General features: G+C 40.7%; 12 protein-coding genes. 2 read left to right on the top strand and 10 right to left on the bottom strand.

Features of this window, described 5'->3' with window-relative positions; all coding sequences use genetic code 11:
- Positions 1-94: 94 nt before the first annotated feature.
- Positions 95-1,831: an adenine deaminase gene (gene ade / locus AB5754_RS00775; RefSeq protein WP_368259426.1), complete on the top strand. Its 1,737-nt coding sequence runs from the start codon at positions 95-97 to the stop codon at positions 1,829-1,831.
- A 152-nt stretch (positions 1,832-1,983) separates the two neighbouring features.
- On the opposite strand, the gene AB5754_RS00770 is transcribed toward ade, so the two are convergent.
- The 9 genes from AB5754_RS00770 to pcrA all read right to left on the bottom strand — a co-directional run bounded on the left by AB5754_RS00770 (position 1,984) and on the right by pcrA (position 14,444).
- Positions 1,984-2,523, bottom strand: coding sequence for a DUF1697 domain-containing protein (locus AB5754_RS00770; protein ID WP_368252368.1), 540 nt, complete (start codon positions 2,521-2,523; stop codon positions 1,984-1,986).
- A 625-nt stretch (positions 2,524-3,148) separates the two neighbouring features.
- Entirely contained in the window at positions 3,149-4,522 is a 1,374-nt protein-coding gene (gene rlmD, locus AB5754_RS00765) for a 23S rRNA (uracil(1939)-C(5))-methyltransferase RlmD (RefSeq protein WP_368252369.1), read from the bottom strand.
- A gap of 126 nt (positions 4,523-4,648) precedes the next feature.
- Positions 4,649-5,680: a diacylglycerol kinase gene (locus AB5754_RS00760; protein WP_368252370.1), complete on the bottom strand. Its 1,032-nt coding sequence runs from the start codon at positions 5,678-5,680 to the stop codon at positions 4,649-4,651.
- Between the two features lie 90 nt (positions 5,681-5,770).
- On the bottom strand, positions 5,771-7,201 hold the full coding sequence (gene gatB, locus AB5754_RS00755) for an Asp-tRNA(Asn)/Glu-tRNA(Gln) amidotransferase subunit GatB (protein WP_368252371.1): 1,431 nt from the start codon (positions 7,199-7,201) through the stop codon (positions 5,771-5,773).
- Positions 7,201-8,670 carry an Asp-tRNA(Asn)/Glu-tRNA(Gln) amidotransferase subunit GatA gene (gene gatA, locus AB5754_RS00750; RefSeq protein ID WP_368252372.1) on the bottom strand — a complete coding sequence of 490 codons (1,470 nt, stop codon included), beginning with the start codon at positions 8,668-8,670 and terminating at the stop codon, positions 7,201-7,203. The genes gatB and gatA overlap by 1 nt, the downstream gene beginning before the upstream one ends.
- Positions 8,670-8,975, bottom strand: coding sequence for an Asp-tRNA(Asn)/Glu-tRNA(Gln) amidotransferase subunit GatC (gene gatC / locus AB5754_RS00745; protein WP_311833702.1), 306 nt, complete (start codon positions 8,973-8,975; stop codon positions 8,670-8,672). The genes gatA and gatC overlap by 1 nt, the downstream gene beginning before the upstream one ends.
- 97 nt (positions 8,976-9,072) lie before the next feature.
- On the bottom strand, positions 9,073-10,167 hold the full coding sequence (locus AB5754_RS00740; RefSeq protein ID WP_368259425.1) for a CamS family sex pheromone protein: 1,095 nt from the start codon (positions 10,165-10,167) through the stop codon (positions 9,073-9,075).
- Entirely contained in the window at positions 10,157-12,172 is a 2,016-nt protein-coding gene (gene ligA / locus AB5754_RS00735) for an NAD-dependent DNA ligase LigA (RefSeq protein WP_368259431.1), read from the bottom strand. Before ligA ends, AB5754_RS00740 begins: the two co-directional genes overlap by 11 nt.
- Positions 12,173-12,197: 25 nt before the next feature.
- Positions 12,198-14,444, bottom strand: a complete 2,247-nt coding sequence (gene pcrA, locus AB5754_RS00730; protein WP_368252390.1) for a DNA helicase PcrA — start codon at positions 14,442-14,444, stop codon at positions 12,198-12,200.
- A gap of 278 nt (positions 14,445-14,722) precedes the next feature.
- On the opposite strand from pcrA, the gene AB5754_RS00725 reads away from it, so the two are divergent.
- On the top strand, positions 14,723-16,246 hold the full coding sequence (locus tag AB5754_RS00725) for a ClC family H(+)/Cl(-) exchange transporter (RefSeq protein ID WP_368252391.1): 1,524 nt from the start codon (positions 14,723-14,725) through the stop codon (positions 16,244-16,246).
- 94 nt (positions 16,247-16,340) lie between these two features.
- On the opposite strand, the gene AB5754_RS00720 is transcribed toward AB5754_RS00725, so the two are convergent.
- Positions 16,341-17,846: an alpha-amylase gene (locus AB5754_RS00720; RefSeq protein WP_368252392.1), complete on the bottom strand. Its 1,506-nt coding sequence runs from the start codon at positions 17,844-17,846 to the stop codon at positions 16,341-16,343.
- Positions 17,847-17,982 lie beyond the last annotated feature (136 nt).

Here is a 17,982-nt window from a genome sequence, read left to right as displayed (position 1 = left end):
TTCCATAACAGACTTAGAACTCTTTAAAGCTCCTTTCTATCCACATTCGCCTATGTTATACTGACAAAAATATTTCTCATAGGAGGCTTTATTTATGTCTAGTGAGTTGGTTGAAAGAGTTCAAGCCAGTGCCAAAAAAATCCCTGCCGACGTCGTCATCAAAAACGGGAAAGTGGTCAACGTCTTCACACGGAAAATAATGGAAACAGATATTGCGATTAAAAACGGGATGATTGTCGGTCTAGGCAGTTATGATGGTCAGCAAGTGATTGACGCCCAAGGGAGATACATCGTTCCTGGCTTAATCGAAGCTCATGTGCATATAGAAAGTTCCCTGCTGCCACCCCACGAATTTGCCAAAGTCTTACTGCTCCACGGCGTAACCACTGCTATTACTGACCCCCATGAAATTGCCAATATCGCAGGAGTAACAGGGCTTGAATACATGATTGCCGATGCAAAAGCCACCCCTATGAATCTGTTTACTATGCTTCCTTCTTGTGTTCCAGTAACTCCTTTTGAAACGAATGGCGCAACTTTAAACGCTGATGCCTTAACTCCTTTTATGCAAGAAACTGAAGTGTTAGGACTAGCTGAAGTCATGAACTATCAAGCGGTAGCCAATACTGAACAAGACATCATGGAAAAAATTGCCGCTATTCAAAAAGCCGGTGGGGTCATTGATGGCCATGCCGCAGGAATTAATGCTGAAGATTTAGCTGTCTATCCCGCGGCTCAAATTCGTACCGATCACGAAGCTGTAACCGTAAAAGAAGCACAAGAACGCTTGGATCTGGGGATGTATTTAATGATTCGAGAAGGTACCGTGGCAAAGGATTTAACTGCCTTACTTCCTGTGGTGACAGAAAAAACTGCTCGACGCTGTGTCTTTGTCACCGATGACACCTTAATTGACGATTTACTAGAAAAAGGTTCCATCGATCATATTTTACGCCTAGCGATTAAACAAGGGCTGGATCCATTGTTAGCTATTCAAATGGCAACTTTAAATGCCGCAGAATGTTTCCGTTTGAACACACTAGGGGCCATTGCGCCTGGCTATCAAGCAGACTTTTTCTTTACCGATGATTTAACTACTTTGCCAATCCATGAAGTTTTTGTCAAAGGCCAATTAATCAAAACGAAAGAAGCGTTAGTCAATGAACTTTTCCCAAAAGCTTCCGAAAACAAATTACTAACTGAATTACCTGAAATGAATGCCGCACCTTTGAACAAAAGAAGTTTTGAACTTAAACTTACTGGTGAGCAAGGAAAAATTATCGAAATTATCCCCAATCGTCTACTCACAAAAGAACTAATAGCTCCAATCGCAAGAGAAAATGGTTGCTTTGTCCCTTCTACTAAAGATGATTTCTTAAAGATTGCCGTAGTAGAGCGCCACAAGCACACCGGAAACATCGGCCTTGGCATCGTCAAAGGCTTTGAACTAAAAGCTGGGGCTTTGGCTACTAGCATTTCTCACGATTCCCATAATATCGTCGTAGTAGGCACTAACGATGAGGATATGTTCTTTGCGGTGAATCGTCTATTGGAAATTGGCGGTGGCATGATTGCTGTCAATAATCAACAAGAGCTAGCTTGTCTACCATTAGCCATCGGGGGCATAATGTCTACTCTAGGTTACCAAACAACTTACCAACGATTGGTCACTTTAACCAAAGAATCTCGCAAACTTGGAGCAAGCCCAGACTTCGATCCTTTTTTAACCTTATCCTTTTTAACTTTATCCGTAATTCCCGAGTTAAAAATAACCGATATGGGACTTTTCTCCTTTAGCGAATTCGCTTTAACAGATATTAACCATAACTAAGAGCCTTAGACCAAAAAAGACGAAGCCAACCTGTTAGCTAGGTGTGCTTCGTCTTTTTTACTTAGTATATCCTCGATATCGTAGTCTTTCATATCAATTGTAAATAATTTTCTCAGAAGTCTCCTGGGTAAATTCTCTTTCTCTACTACATCTTACAATTCAGCGATTTTTCGCACCGTATTTGCTGTACGAATGGTAATTTTTTGGCGAATACGAGCTGTAGCGGTTTTTGTCCACCAGTTAGTCTTTTGCTTTTCTTGGCGAATAAAAGACCAGAAAACCGCTTGTTTTCCTTGTTGAAATTTTTCATATGTTTCATTAGGGGCACCTACTTCTTGTAAAAACTCCTCAAAAGATAAATCAGGATACAAAAAAATCAGATTATCATAAATTTCTTTGTCTTCACTTCCCCACCAAGTAGGAGCTTCTCGCAATAGCTCCACAACTTCATCTTGAGGAATAATTAAAACGGGTATCTCTAACGAAAATTTACTTTGAATCATCCTTTCTATTGCCTCTGTCAACTCATAATCTTTTTCATCATTTGCCGAAAAAACCACATTGCCACTATTTAAATGTGTAACCACTTGTTCAAAACCTAATGCTTCAAAGCCTGCTTTCAATTCTTGCATAGCAATTTTATTGTTGCCTCCCACATTGATTCCTCTTAATAAAGTAATATAGCGAACCATTCCAAGTCCTCCCTTTTAAACTTACTACTCGATTATCTGCTGTATTCCTCACTATTTCTTGAATTTCACTATTAGCTTTTTGAATATCTTTGGCAATTAATTCCCTTTTATTTTTTTGATAACTAGAAAGAGTAATTCTCAGGTGTGCACATAGGAGCTATCCTAATCCAACATCACGAAAAAATGCGAACAATCAGGCTAGAGCTTAAAGTTTTCTTCACTTTCTCTTTGTAAATCTCTCAACGCTTTAAAGGCAACCTTATGATTTTTATCATAGAGTCGTACAACTATTTTGGCAATATCCACAGCTGACACGCTTTTTTCTATAGCATTTTTTATTTTTCTACTCTCTTACCTAACTTATGATTAAGTATAGCAAGTAACTTGTTTTCTATACAGTCACGGTAATTAATTTCCTTAGCCAAATTTCTTCTGTAAGGTATTCAACGTGTTTGCTAGCTTTGTTATTTCCTATTTTGAGAAGTTTTCTAACACTCATATAAAAAAGCTACATGAGTTCGTGAAGACGACCCTCGTGAGACTTGGTATTATAAAAAAGAGTCACGGCCTCAAGCCCTGACTCTTAAGCTATTCAATTAAACGAGCTAATCAATCTTTGTAACGATTATCTTTCAACTTTCGTCAATAGCGCCACACACTCCACATGATAAGTCTGCGGGAACAAGTCCACCGGTTGAACCTTTTCAATCTCATAACCAAGTTCAGCAAACAATTTCGCGTCTCGGGCTAAAGTTGCTGGGTTGCAAGAGATGTAAACAATCCGTTCAGAACCAGATTCTACAGCAGCTTCGATAAAACGAGCATCTAATCCTTTACGAGGTGGGTCTACAAAGATCACATTTGGTTTCAAGCCTTCTCGAGACCACTGTGTCATAACTTTTTCTGCTTTACCCACTAGATAAGTAGTGTTTTCGATACTGTTCAATTTGGCGTTTTTCTTGGCATCTTCCACAGCTTCAGGAATGGATTCCACACCATATACGTGTTCCACTTTCTCCGCCAAGGACAAACCAATCGTTCCAATTCCAGAATAAGCATCGATTACCACATCACTAGGTGTTAACTGGGCAAAGTCAAAAGCGGTTTGGTATAAGAGTTCAGCTTGTTGGGTATTTACTTGATAGAATGAAGGTGCAGAAATTTGGAAAGTTTTTCCTAACAATTGGTCTTCAATATAACCTTTCCCGTAAAGGACCACTTCTTGTTTGCCTAAGATGACATTGGTTTTTTCTTCATTGATATTTTGAATTACCGAAACCACTTCTGGTAATTCTTCATGAATCACATTGGCAATTTCTTTACTCTTGAAGAATTTTGCTTTTCTCGTTACTAAGACCACCATCATTTCGTGGCTATAATGTCCTCGACGGATGATAATATGGCGCAAGAAACCTTCATGGGCTGTTTCATTGTAAGCTTTCACGCCAAAGCGTTCTAAAATATCTCGAATCACCAGAATGGCTTTGTCAATGGCAGGATCTTGAATATAAAAATCTTCAATAGGAATTAAAGTATGGCTATTTTTTCTAAAAAAGCCCGTTTCCAATTTGCCATCAATTTTACGTACAGGAATTTGTGCTTTGTTGCGGTATTGTACCGGATTTGCCATACCAATAGTTGGTAAGACTGGTACTTTTGGTAATTTGGCAATTTTTTGCATCACATTTTCTACTTGTTTTTGTTTAAACAATAATTGGCTTTCATAAGTCATGTGAGCCAGCGGAGCAATGCCCGTGACAAGCAAGTTTTTATCGGTGACTTCTTGTCGTTCTGGACTGGTTGTTACATACTCCATAACTTTAGCAAAGCCGAATTTATTACCGACTTTCAAGACTTTAGCCCGGACTTTTTCACCAGGCAAGGCATTTTCAATAAAGAGCAAATAATGATCCACTTTCGCAATTCCCATACCTTCATGGGAAAGATCAATAATCTCGGTAATAATTTCTTCGTTTTTTGTTACTGGATATTCATTCATAATGATCCCTCAACTTTCTTTGTTCATTCTACGGGAAATGTCTCGGTTATACAACCAGAATCATTCATTGAAAAAAACCTTTTGAACAAGGCGTGAAAGCCCGTATTCAAAAGGTCTTCATTTAGGTTATTTTTTACCAATTTCCCCGTCGCCGTCGATATCTTCATCAGAAAGGCGCTCGACTTCATTGATGATTTCTTGTCCCATCGCTTCGTATTGAGCATCTTCCACGCCCATTACTGCTTCATCGGGAATGGCATCTAAGTTGGCATACATTTCAATATGTTGATGAAGATTGGTAAAGGTCATCGGAGCATCTCCGCCATATTCTCCATCTAAATTAATCATCAAACGATCATTGGTGCCTGGATTAACTTCCAATTTCGAAGTCTTCGTATAAATGATCCGCTTGTCGTTCACGTGTTTGCCCCCATTTAACAAGAGTGCTACCAAGTGTACGATTTCAAAAACATTAGCAGTTTTTACGATAATCAAAGAAAACTTGCCGTCATCTAGTTTGGCATCGGGAGCAATTTGTTCAAACCCGCCCACTGAATTGGTCAATCCTAAGAAAAACATCGAAGCATTTCCATTGTATTCCCCATCATCATAGACCAAACGCATAGGAATCGGCTTAATCCGTGGTAATAACTCGGCACCTTTGGCTAAATAAGCCAAATAGCCAAAGACACTCTTCAATTCAGAAGGCACATCATAGGTCAATTCTGTTAAATGACCACCGGCTGCAATATTGATAAAGTAATCTTGCTCAGTTTTACCAATATCCATTTTCACAGTTTGCTCTTTTAAAATGACTTCTGCCGCAGCTTTTACATTATTTCTAGGAATTTTTAAAGCTCTGGCATAGTCATTGGTAGTCCCAGCCGGAATGATTGCCATTTTAGGCCGGACTTCCAATGGCGCAATGCCGTTGACAACTTCATTAATGGTCCCATCCCCGCCGGCAGCCACTACTAAGTCAAAGCCAGCTCGCCCCACGCGTTCTGCTTCAATCCGAGCAGAATTTGGTTCTGGTGTTGTAGCATAGGCGCTAGCTTCATAGCCGGCTCGTTCTAAAACATCCAAAATATCCGCTAAATTGGCTTTCATAATTTCTTTTCCCGAGGTGGGATTGTAGATAACGCGGGCTTTTTTCAAGATTGCCGCTCCTTTCAAAACACATGGAAACTGTACCAAAAAGTGCCTTTCTACCTTACCGGCAACTTTTGGTACAGTACTCATTTGCTATTAGCGTTTTGCTAATTCCTCTTGCAAGAGTTTATTCACAACACCAGGATTGGCTTTCCCACGAGTTGCTTTCATGATTTGCCCCACTAAGAAACCAACCGCCCGATCTTTCCCATTTTTAAAGTCTTCAATGGATTGTGGATTGTTGTCTAGGACTTCATTAATCATTGGCAAAAGTTGGGCCGGGTCAGATAATTGTACCAGACCTTTTTTCTCCACCACTTCTTTAGCATCGCCACCATTTACAATCAACTCTTTAAAGACCGTTTTGGCAATCTTAGAACTGATGGTGCCATCATTAATCAAGTTAATCATTCCTGCAAGGTTTGCTGGTGTTAAAGCTGTTTCGCTTAATTCGAGTTTTTCACTATTTAAGTAAGCAGAAACTTCACCCATTAACCAGTTAGAAGCTTGTTTTGCATCAGCACCATTAGCCAAAGTTTCTTCAAAGAAATCTGACATGCCTTTAGACAAGGTTAACACTTTGGCATCGTATTCTGGCAATCCAAGTTCATGAATGTAACGACGACGACGAGAAGCTGGTAATTCTGGTAAGCTTTCTTTCATCCGGTTAATCCATTCATCATCAATCACAAAACGAGGAATATCTGGTTCTGGGAAATAACGATAATCACTAGAACCTTCTTTCACCCGCATCAATAACGTTTTATTCGTCGTTTCATCAAAGCGTCGTGTTTCTTGTTGGATTTCTCCTCCTGAAAGCAACACTTTTGCTTGACGTTTTTCTTCAAAGGCCAAACCTTTTCTAACAAAGCTTAGAGAGTTTAAGTTTTTTAATTCAGTTTTTGTACCAAACTCTTCTTGCCCATAAGGACGCAAGGAAATGTTGGCATCACAGCGCATGGAGCCTTCTTCCATCTTCACATCAGATACTTCTGTAAATTGAATAATGGAACGAATCGCTTCTAAATAAGCATAGGCTTCTTCAGGTGAACGCATATCCGCTTCTGAGACGATTTCAATCAACGGCGTTCCTTGACGGTTTAAATCCACATAAGAATAGCCACCGATGCCGTGCATATTTTTACCAGCATCTTCTTCTAAATGAACTCGCTCAATGCGAATTTTTTTCGTCTTACCTTCTACTTCGATTTCAATCCAACCATCATGGCCAATGGGTTGATCAAATTGAGAAATTTGGTACGCTTTAGGATTATCTGGATAGAAGTAGTTCTTGCGGTCAAAATGAGTATCTTTTGAGATTTCACAGTTTAAAGCAAGAGCAGCTTTCATACCAAATTCAATGGCGCTTTTATTCATTACTGGCAATACTCCAGGGTACCCCCAGTCAATTACATTGGTATTGCTATTTGGTTCTGCACCAAAATGAGCCGGTGCTGGTGAAAAGATTTTAGAGTTGGTTTTCAATTCTACGTGGACTTCCAGCCCAATGACTGTTTCAAAGTTCATTAATCCTTACCCCCTAAAATCACAGGTTTTTTTGTATGAAAATCAGTTGCTTGTTCAAAGGCGTAGGCCGCTTTATACATCGTTTGTTCATCGAAGGCTTTCCCGATTAACTGCATCCCCACTGGCAATCCTTCCGAAAAACCAGCTGGAACACTCATGCCTGGAAGACCGGCTAAGTTCACAGGAATCGTCAAAATATCGCTCATGTACATGGTGATTGGATCGTTGATATTTTCACCGATGCCAAAAGCCACAGTTGGTGATGATGGCCCCATGATTAAGTCATAGTTTTCAAAGACTTTGGCGAAATCTTCTCTGATCAAGGTACGCACTTGACCAGCTTTTTTAAAGTAAGCGTCATAGTACCCTGCAGATAGTGAGAATGTCCCTAACATAATCCGACGTTTTACTTCATCTCCAAAGCCTTCGCTACGAGAGTTTACATAAACATCTTCCAAGTCCTTGACGTTTTCAGAACGGTAGCCGTAACGAATACCATCAAAACGTTGCAAGTTGGAGCTAGCTTCTGAAGAGGCGATGATGTAATAAACTGCCACACCATATTTAGAATGAGGCAAGCTGACTTCTTCTACTGTAGCTCCTAAAGCTCGATAGGTATCTGCCGCTTTTAGAATGGCTTCTTTAACTCCCGCTTGAACCCCTTCCCCTAAATATTCTTTAGGCAAAGCAATCTTCATTCCTTTAATATCGCCGGTTAAGCCTTCTGTAAAGTCTGGCACCGAAATACCGGAAGAAGTGCCATCTTTTTCATCGTAACCACTAATGGCATTTAAAGTTAACGCATTGTCTTTAACCGTACGAGTCAATGGGCCGATTTGATCGAGAGAAGAAGCAAAAGCGATTAACCCAAAGCGAGACACCCGTCCGTAAGTCGGTTTCATTCCCACAATTCCGTTAAAAGAAGCTGGTTGACGAATGGAGCCTCCCGTATCAGAACCCAATGATACCGGAATTTGCCCTGCCGCTACTGCCGCTGCTGAACCACCTGAAGAACCGCCAGGAACTTTTGTGTGGTCCCAAGCATTTTTTGTTTTCTTAAAGTAAGAGGTTTCCGTAGATCCCCCCATGGCAAACTCATCCATGTTTAACTTACCCACAGGAATCAAATCTGCTTGATAGACTTTATCCATAACTGTTGCATCGTAAATTGGTTTAAAGTTGTACAAGATTTTTGATGCCGCTGTGGTTAAGATATCTTTAGTGACGATGTTGTCTTTAATCCCAATCGGAATACCCGCTAGTGGATTTTCTTCACTAATCCCTTTTAAATCCAATGCTTTGGCAACTTTTAAAGCTTCTTCTTCACTTAAGGTAATAAAAGATTCCACTTGGTCTTCTGTTTCTTTAATCCGCGAAAAAGTTGCTGTGGTTAAATCAGTAGCCGTAATTTCTTTGGATACTAGCAAGTTGTGGAGCTCTTCAATTGTTTTATCATATAATTTAGTCATTACGCTCCAGCCTCCCCGTTGTCGATAATGGCTGGCACTTTAATAAAGCCATCTTCTTTTTCTGGTACATTTTTCATTAATTCATCCCGGGACATACCAGGTTGAGCCCGGTCTTGGCGCATAACATTGACGGTTTCCACCACATTTGAAGTAAAGGGTACTCCAGTAGTATCCACTTCTTCCAGTAATTCAACCATATCAATAATTTTGCCCAATTGAGCGGTAAAAGCCTGGCGCTCCTCATCATTAAATGAAAGCTTGGCTAATTTTGCAACGTGCTTCACTTGTTCTTCACTAATTGCCATGTTGTCCCCTCTTTCTTAACTACTAACATTGATCGTTTTCAAAAAAAAACGATTTATTCTTTTCTATAATGAAATAATTTTCGCAATTTTTCAAGTATTAATTGAAAATATAGGAAATTATCTCATTTTCTTTGTCTTTTCGAGAGACAAATGCTTGCGGCTCGTTCACCGACAAAATTTGAACTTCAATTTGTCCTGGTACTTCTTTGAAAATCGACTCTACTTGTTTGCCAATATATTGAGTAAAACTAGTAATCTCCGTTTTGGCATAATATTTCGAGTCCACGCTCATCGTTAACGTTTGTAGCTGCCCTTCCACATACAATGCTTTGCCGGTTACTCCCGTTAAATTCGGGAAAAAGCTTTGTACGGAACTGCGAAAACTAGCAAACTTATTTGACAATCCATCATTCGTTGCCCCGTTGGTAGCATTATTTAAAACCGGTAATGAGACGACCTCTTCATTGACTTGTTCAAAATTATCAATAGTAGTCTCCCCATCTTTACTAACTCCTTGGTAAATGTAAGTTCCCCCGGTCAGACTCTCTTTGGTGGATTGTTCAAATAACCCCACTACAATTGGCACACTTTCCAAACCTGCCATTTTGCGCATGCGGGTCAAAACCGTATTGACGGATTTACGAGCATTGGCCATGATTTCTTCTCTACTTACCGCAATCGCAGTATCTCCTTGGTAGTAGACCGAGTTAAAGGCAAAGCCTAGGCTAATACCTCCTAATGTTTTGCCATCTTCATCAAGAAAATCGTGCTCCAAAATTTGTTGTAAAATGATTGGCTGACTTTCATCACCAGGATTTAACCCTTGATTGTTCTCTGCTGTATTACGACCTAACCAACTATTCAAAGTTGGAGCATCCAGTTTTTGGCCTTCTTGAAAAAAGTATTTATCAGGTGAAAACGTCTGGTGAGATAAGCGCAATAGCCCATTTTCAAAGTTGGTTTGGTTATAGCCACTGTTTAAACTACTGATCGTTTCCCGGCTCGCACTGGTTTGGTATTTGCCGTCGGTCATAATTCCTTGATAAACCGAATTGTCAATTCGACCAGTAGTAATATTGCCACTTTCTGTCTTTTCACCTGGGTCTGTGTTGGTCACTCCTTTGTCCAAATTGCCACAAGCTCCCAGACTAAAAAGGCATACCCCTAAAGCTGCAATTTGCTTAATCTTCACCTTTCACCCCTCCTTCAATCGCTTCTTTGAGTTCTTCTTCACTCCAAATCGGAATCTCCAGCTGCTCAGCCTTTGTTTTCTTACTCCCAGCATCTGCTCCGGCAATGACTAAGTCAGTTTTTTTCGAAACACTACCGGTAACCGTGCCCCCTAAGTTTTCAATTAATTCTTTGGCCTCATTTCGAGTGTAGAGAACTAGTTTACCGGTTAAAACCACCGTTTTCCCTTGGAAGAAAGAATCGGTCTCAGCGATTTCAATCAGTTTTGGTCCGGTATACGTCAAATTGACTTGGGCATTTTTCAACTCGGCCACTAACTCATGAACTTCTTCATTGTCAAAATAGGTCACCACACTATCGGCGATTATCTCACCCATCGTATCTAAAGCGACAATTTCTTCTTTTGAAGCAGTCATCAGAGCATCCATGGTCTCAAAATGTTCTGCTAAAATTTTTGCGGCCTTTGCGCCCACATGGCGAATTCCCAAACCAAAAAGCAGACGTTCTAAAGAATTAGCACGACTCGCATCAATGGCCTTCAGCAACTTATTCGCTGATTTTTCTTTTACTTTATCCATAGTCAACAAGTCAGCTTCGGTCAACGTATATAAGTCAGCTACATCGGTTACTAAGTGTTTTTCAAACATCTGATTAACGATTTTGGGACCGAGACCGTCGATGTTCATGGCGTTTCGAGAAGCAAAATGGGCTAGTCCTTCTTTGATTTGGGCTGGACATTTAGGATTAATACAGCGTAACGCAACTTCTTCATCCAAATGGACCAATTCACTGTGGCACTCTGGGCAATGGGTGGGTGCTAAGTATGCTTGGCTTGTTTTCGGACGCTTACTTAAGACAACTTGGCTGATTTCCGGGATAATATCCCCAGCTTTGTATAAAATTACTTGATCGCCTAGACGAATATCTTTCATTTGAATATAGTCCATATTATGCAGACTCGCCCGACTGACTAAGGAGCCGGCAATCCGCACTGGCGTCATCACCGCAGTTGGAGTCACCACCCCGGTACGGCCAACTGTCCATTCAATATCTTCCAATAGCGTTTCGGCTTCTTCTGGGGGAAACTTATAGGCCGTGGCCCAGCGAGGAGCTTTTACCGTAAAGCCGAGGTCGTCTTGTTGGCTAAAAGAGTTGACTTTAATTACCACTCCATCGATTTCGTAAGGTAAACTGCTACGACGGTCATGAAATTCTTCAATATAAGTCCAAATTTCCTCCACATTCTTACAAAGTCGTCGCTCCGGATTGGTGTGAAAACCAAGTTTTTGCAATTCATTTAACGCTTCAAACTGATTGTCCACTAATAATGGGCCGAAATCCGCTACCGTATACAAAAACGTATCTAAATTCCGTTTAGCAGTCACTTTTGTATCCAAATTACGCAGGCTTCCGGCAGCTGCATTCCGCGGATTAGCAAAAACTGCAAGTCCTGCCACATCTCGCTCTTGGTTTAATTTTACAAAGGAAGTCTTGGGCATAAAGCATTCTCCCCGCACTTCAATGGATAATGGCTCTTGTAAATTCATAGGAATAGAGCGCACGGTTTTTAAATTCTCCGTAATGTCTTCTCCTACACTGCCATCTCCTCGGGTTGCCCCTCGCACAAAGTGGCCGGCTTCGTACTTCAATGAAACGGATAGTCCGTCAATTTTCAACTCACAAACATAGGTCACTTCATCACCTAGCGCTTTACGCACTCGTTGATCAAAGGCCTGGATTTCTTCTTTATTAAACACATCATTTAAACTGTATAACGGAACATCGTGCACTACTTTTTGAAAGCCTTCTTGAATGATTCCCCCCACTCGCTGGGTTGGAGAATCCGGGGTTATCACTTCTGGATGCTCTGTCTCTAAGCTTACTAGTCGGGTGTAGAGTTCATCATAGACATGATCTGAGACAGTGGGTTGATCCATTACATAATACTCATGGGCATAACGATTTAATTGTTCCCGCAATGTACGGGCCTGTTGTGCTGCAGACATATCAGTCAAAGAAAATCAATCCTTTCTAGCATTTTGTAATCGGTGCAAAAGCAGCCAGTAGCCGCTTAATTCCTTGAGAAGGAAAAGCTACGTCTAGTTCCATATCTTTTTGCTTGCCACTAACCCGAACCACGGTGCCAATGCCCCATTTTTTATGCTCCACCTTATCACCAACTTGCCAAATAAGCCCTGATGCAGTGGTTTCTTGACGGCTATTTACCGAGGTTGTTTGGGGTTGTTTGTATTGCGGCTTAAAGACTTTTGGCGAAAATTCTTTTCTCGCCATAGATTTCGTTTCTCCGGCTATCCCGTTTCCTTTAGTTGCCAGTAATTCTGTTTCAATTTCACTGACAAAACGTGACGGGCGGTTGTATTGGGTTTTGCCGTATAAAGTTCGAGACAAAGCATTGGTCAAATACAACGTTTCTTCTGCTCGGGTAATGCCCACGTAAGCTAGGCGCCGTTCTTCTTCTAACTCACTTTCTTCCATCATAGCCCGAGACAAAGGAAAGACCCCTTCTTCCATCCCGACTAAAAAGACTACCGGAAATTCCAACCCTTTTGCTGCATGTAAAGTCATCAACGTCACTTCGCTAACTTCTTCTTCGTAACTATCCACATCTGATAGCAAGGCCAAGTCATTTAAGAAAATCGTCAACTTGTCTTCTGGGGCTTCTTGTTCTTCTTCTGGTAAGGCTTCATAGCTCTTGTCAAATTCCATGGTCACCGAAAGAAATTCTTCTAAGTTCTCCAAGCGGTTTTGAGATTCTAAATTGTTTTGGCGTTTCAATTCATCTTCATACCCAGTTTTTGCTAAGATTTCCTTAGTTAATTCCGTTACAGATAGATAAGGAATCATTTGATTAAAGTCCGCTAAACTTTGAGCTAATTTTTCAATTTCAGTGGCCGCTTTGCCTTTTAACGAAGACAGTGCCACATTTTGTCCTGCTTCTAATAGTGAAAAATCGTGAAGGTTGGCAAAACTTTGCAGTTTTTCAATGGAACCTGCGCCCACTCCTCGTTTTGGTACATTGATAATTCGCAAAAGACTTAAAGAATCAGCAGGATTCGCAATAACTTGCAAATAAGCTAGGATGTCTTTAATTTCCTTGCGATCGTAGAATTTATGTCCCCCTACCATCTTGTATGGAATATTGGCTTTGAGGAAGGTTTCTTCCACTACCCGGGATTGGGCATTGGTCCGATACAAAACAGCAAAATCACCATATTTCCGCTGTTCTTCTCGTTGCAGACGTTGAATTTCTGATACTACAAAACGTCCTTCATCTCGTTCGCTGTCTCCTCGATAATAAACAATTGGCTCACCTTGGTCATTTTCTGTCCATAATTTCTTTTCTTTACGGTTTTGATTGTGACCGATCACTTGGTTGGCTGCGGATAGTATGTTTTGGGTAGAGCGATAGTTTTGTTCCAGTAAAATCGTTTGGGCATCGGGATAATCCTTTTCAAAATCCAAAATATTTTGCATATCAGCTCCTCGCCAGCCGTAAATACTTTGATCCGCATCTCCCACTACACAGAGATTACGAAATCCTGCTGCCAACAGATTTACTAAGGTGTATTGCGCATGGTTGGTATCTTGGTATTCATCCACGTGGATATAATGAAATTTCCGTTGATAATATTGCAAAATTTCTGGGTTATCTTGAAAAAGACGAATGGTTAGCATAATCAAATCATCAAAATCCAAACATTGATTGCGCCGTAGTTCTTTTTGATACAAGTCATAACAGCGAGCCACGATGTCTTCAAAAAGACTACCTTGGCGCGCACTATAAGCAGCCACTGTCAGCAGCTCATTTTTAGCATTCGATATAGCTCCCAATATGGAACGAGGATCGTATTTTTTAGAATCAATATTGAGTTCTTTGACCACTCGCTTCATTAAAGTCAGCTGTTCAGAGCTATCAATAATGGTAAAATTTTTAGAATACCCAATATGATCCACATCTCGCCGCAAAATCCGCACACACATGGAGTGGAAAGTGGAAATCCAAACATCTTCTCCACCGGCTTCCATTAAGCGAATCACTCGTTCTTTCATTTCTTTCGCGGCTTTATTAGTAAAAGTGATTGCCAAAATATTCCAAGGATTGACTTCTTTTTCTTCTATTAAATAGGCAATGCGATGGGTCAAAACCCGGGTTTTCCCACTACCGGCACCAGCCATAATCAGAAGCGGGCCTTCCGTGGTTTGCACCGCTTCAGCCTGCCGAGGATTCATCCCTTTTAATAATTCATTGGCTCTCATGAATAACTTCCTTTCTCAACTTGCAACAGTTTGGCTGATTAGCATATTTTATCTCAGCACATTTCTGTTACTCAAAGTTAACTTGAGCTGCTAACTTTGCAATTAATCAATCCTTTCAATTATAGCATTTCACTGCTAGTGATTAAACGGATAGCCGTTAAAAGTTAAGAAAAAATACTGGCAAGTTTTTGAAAAGTTTCAATTCAACTTGTAAAATCACGAAACAATCGCTACAGTTAAGTTAATGAGAAAATGAAATTTCAGTTTAGGTGGTTAATATGAAGATTCAACAATTAGACAAAACCCGTGGGCATTATATTCTACTGGGCACCATTTTGGGTATTTGTGCTGGCATTGTGGTCAGTCTCTTTCGGCTTGGTATTGAAAAATTAAGCGAAGTGGTGGGAAAAGCCTATCATTTTTTCCCTAGTCACCCTCAGTGGTTAGTACTGTGGCTTTTCATTAGCATACTGTGTGCTATACTCGTAGGCTTGTTGGTAAAATCTGATCCGGATATAAAAGGTAGTGGCATTCCTCAAGTAGAAGGTCAATTGCGAGATGAATTGTCCACCAATTGGTTTTCGGTATTATGGAAGAAATTTACTGGTGGAATCATCAGTGTTGGTATGGGGCTATTTTTAGGCAGAGAAGGTCCTTCTATTCAATTGGGCGCTTCTGTGGGCCAAGGATTGGCGGAAATTACGAAGGCCAATTCCTCAGATACCAAAATTTTACTTTCCAGTGGTGCCAGTGCTGGTTTGGCGGCGGCTTTTAACGCACCTATTGCTGCACTGCTTTTCGTAGTGGAAGAAGTCCATCACAATTTTTCTCCTTTAGTCTGGCTAACTTCCTTCACTTCCGCCATTGTTGCCAATTTCGTCTCCTTGACGATTTTCGGCTTAAAACCGGTTTTACACATGGGGCAAATTCAGTCACTGCCATTGAATTATTATGGTTTACTGGTTTTATTAGGAATACTTCTTGGTCTCTTAGGACGTTTTTATCAAATCGTCTTATTAAAATTAGCAGATTGGTACCGTCATCTGCCACTCCCCGCTCATTTTTATGGACTACTGCCCTTTTTGTTGGTAATTCCCATTGGCTATTTTTGGCCGGAAACTTTAGGTGGTGGCAATCAACTAGTCGTAGCCTTTGGTCAAAGTGTGCCGCCTTTGGAAACACTGATTTTTCTCTTTGTTTTGCGCTTTAGTTTTTCGATGATTTCCTACGGTGCTTCTCTACCCGGTGGCATCTTTTTACCGATCCTTTCCCTTGGAGCGATAATCGGCGGAATTTTCGGCATGACGCTAGTGACTTTTTTTGGTATGGATTTCATCTATGTAAAAAACTTTGTAATCATTGCCATGGCCGGCTATTTTGCAGCCATTGGCAAAGCTCCATTAACCGCGATTATTTTGGTGACGGAAATGGTAGGTTCTTTGCAACACTTAATGCCTTTAGGGGTCGTGGCCTTGGTGGCTTATTTCGTGGTAGATCTTTTAGGAGGCAGTCCAATTTATGACTCTCTATTAGAACGCTTAGTGGCAAAACAGGACGTCTCCTTGCAAAGTAAAAAAGTAGTGCTAGAATTCCCCGTATTTGCTGACAGCCCTCTAGATGGAATGGCGGTGCGTGATATTACTTGGCCAGAGCATTGCCTGTTAACTTCTTTATCTCGTGGGGAACAAGAGTTATTAATTCATGGCGATACAATTGTGAAAATGGGCGATACGTTGCATATTTTAACCGATGCCACCCACGCTGGAATTGTTTTTAAACGAATCCAACAGATATCTAAATAAGAAAGTCTAAACCACTTCGTAAAGTCCAACCCAGGCAAGTTTATAAAATAGTCCTCCAGAAAACGAATTTTTTCTGGAGGACTATTTGTCTGTATTACTGATGCTTTTCTTGTAATTTAGCTAACCGTTCTTCTACTTCACGAATTACGGGAATGATTTCTTCATTAACATAAACAGAAATTTTACCATCTTTCACTGGAAAATCTCCTGAGCCTTCCTTATCCAAGACTACTTTGGCATCGTGATTTCCCATAACATCCACAAAAGTTTTGCCTCCATGAACCGCACTAACGGTCATAGGCACGCTGCCGCCAAGGGCATTTGTCATAACTACTGCATATCCAGATAAAGGATGATCAAAGTCTCCTGTACGCACCCAGCCTATCCGATCTGCATCATCAAAATAATCTACCTGATTACCATAAGCACCGTGCTTACGCATTAACAGAAGAATCAATAATGCCCGGCCCACTGGATTCACTTCTTGGGTAGGAATGCCGTACAAATCACCCCAGAACACCGTGGGGATTCCTTCTTTTCGTAGCAGCGTTAAGGCATAGGCGTGAACTTTAAACCAGCCCCCTACCCAAGACTCTAAACTTTGTCCCACTTGAGTATCGTGATTATCCACAAAGGTTACCGCGTACTCCGGACGAGTTGCCAATAAAGTATTGTCAAAAATTCGTCGCATATCAAAGCTTCCCATACTAGAACTAGCTTCAAAGAAATTAAAATGCAAAGGTACATCAAACAACGAAATCAAATTGCCAGAAGTGTCCAAGTAATGCTCTAATTTCTCAACTTCATCTGCCCAATACTCTCCCACCACAAACATGGGAGCATTCTTTTCTTTTCGGCGGGCCAAAAGCCAATCAATATAATACTTAAAATCAATATGCTTCACCGCATCTAAACGAAAACCATCCACTTGAGTCTCCTTTAAAAACCACTGCCCCCAGTGATCCAACTGCTCGATGGTCTCAGGATTTTCCATATCCAAGTCACAACCCATTAAATAGTCATAATTCCCATTTTCCGAGTCCACATCTGGATCCCAGCCTTTGCCACCAAAATTAAAAATGCCATGGTCTTTACGGCGGGCATCATAGTCCACTCCAGAAAAGTTTTGCCAATGCCACTGGTAATCGTTATAAACCTTTGAACGCCCCGGAAAAGTGAATTTAGTCCAGGCACAAATCAACTCTTCTTGGCCAACTTGCTTTTTTCGATCTTCCCAACTGTACTTAATCGCCGGCACTTCTTCGGTTTCATCCGCTCCCATAAAATGATTAAAGACAATATCTGCATAAACTTCCACACCATGCTCATGCATGGTTTTAATCAGTTGAATATATTCCTCTTTTGTACCGTACTTAGTGGGGATGGTGCCTTTTTGATCAAATTCTCCTAAATCATAAAGATCGTAAGTCCCGTATCCTACATCTTGAGCTCCTGCTGCACCTTTAGATGCTGGAGGTAGCCATAAACCGGTAATCCCTAAAAAAACAAACTCTTCTGCCATACTTTGCAACAAGCGCCAGTGGGTGTGATCTGCTGGCAACTCCCATTGAAAGGCTTGTAAAATTGTCACATTATCCATTTCCATCCCTCTTTTCTACTATTTTTAAGCTTCTTACTTTTAATTAAGCCAAAATTTAACCAAAGTTGCAATTAATCCCTTCTTTTTTTGCATAAGCTTTTTAATTAAGGAAGGTTTTCAAAACTTTTTGAACGTT

It is taken from the genome of Enterococcus sp. 2201sp1_2201st1_C11_2201SCRN_220225, assembly GCF_040925905.1.
Lineage (GTDB): Bacteria > Bacillota > Bacilli > Lactobacillales > Enterococcaceae > Enterococcus_C > Enterococcus_C asini_A.
Note: the sequence above shows the minus strand (reverse complement) of the source record. Positions and strands in the feature narration are given on the sequence as shown.

Bases quoted from the DNA above. Each gene is read 5' to 3' on its own strand.
- ade (WP_368259426.1), top strand. From the start codon at position 95: ATGTCTAGTGAGTTGGTTGAAAGAGTTCAAGCCAGTGCCAAAAAAATC.
- AB5754_RS00770 (WP_368252368.1), bottom strand. From the start codon at position 2,523: ATGGTTCGCTATATTACTTTATTAAGAGGAATCAATGTGGGAGGCAAC.
- rlmD (WP_368252369.1), bottom strand. From the start codon at position 4,522: ATGAATGAATATCCAGTAACAAAAAACGAAGAAATTATTACCGAGATT.
- gatB (WP_368252371.1), bottom strand. From the start codon at position 7,201: ATGAACTTTGAAACAGTCATTGGGCTGGAAGTCCACGTAGAATTGAAA.
- gatA (WP_368252372.1), bottom strand. From the start codon at position 8,670: ATGACTAAATTATATGATAAAACAATTGAAGAGCTCCACAACTTGCTA.
- gatC (WP_311833702.1), bottom strand. From the start codon at position 8,975: ATGGCAATTAGTGAAGAACAAGTGAAGCACGTTGCAAAATTAGCCAAG.
- ligA (WP_368259431.1), bottom strand. From the start codon at position 12,172: ATGTCTGCAGCACAACAGGCCCGTACATTGCGGGAACAATTAAATCGT.
- pcrA (WP_368252390.1), bottom strand. From the start codon at position 14,444: ATGAGAGCCAATGAATTATTAAAAGGGATGAATCCTCGGCAGGCTGAA.
- AB5754_RS00725 (WP_368252391.1), top strand. From the start codon at position 14,723: ATGAAGATTCAACAATTAGACAAAACCCGTGGGCATTATATTCTACTG.
- AB5754_RS00720 (WP_368252392.1), bottom strand. From the start codon at position 17,846: ATGGATAATGTGACAATTTTACAAGCCTTTCAATGGGAGTTGCCAGCA.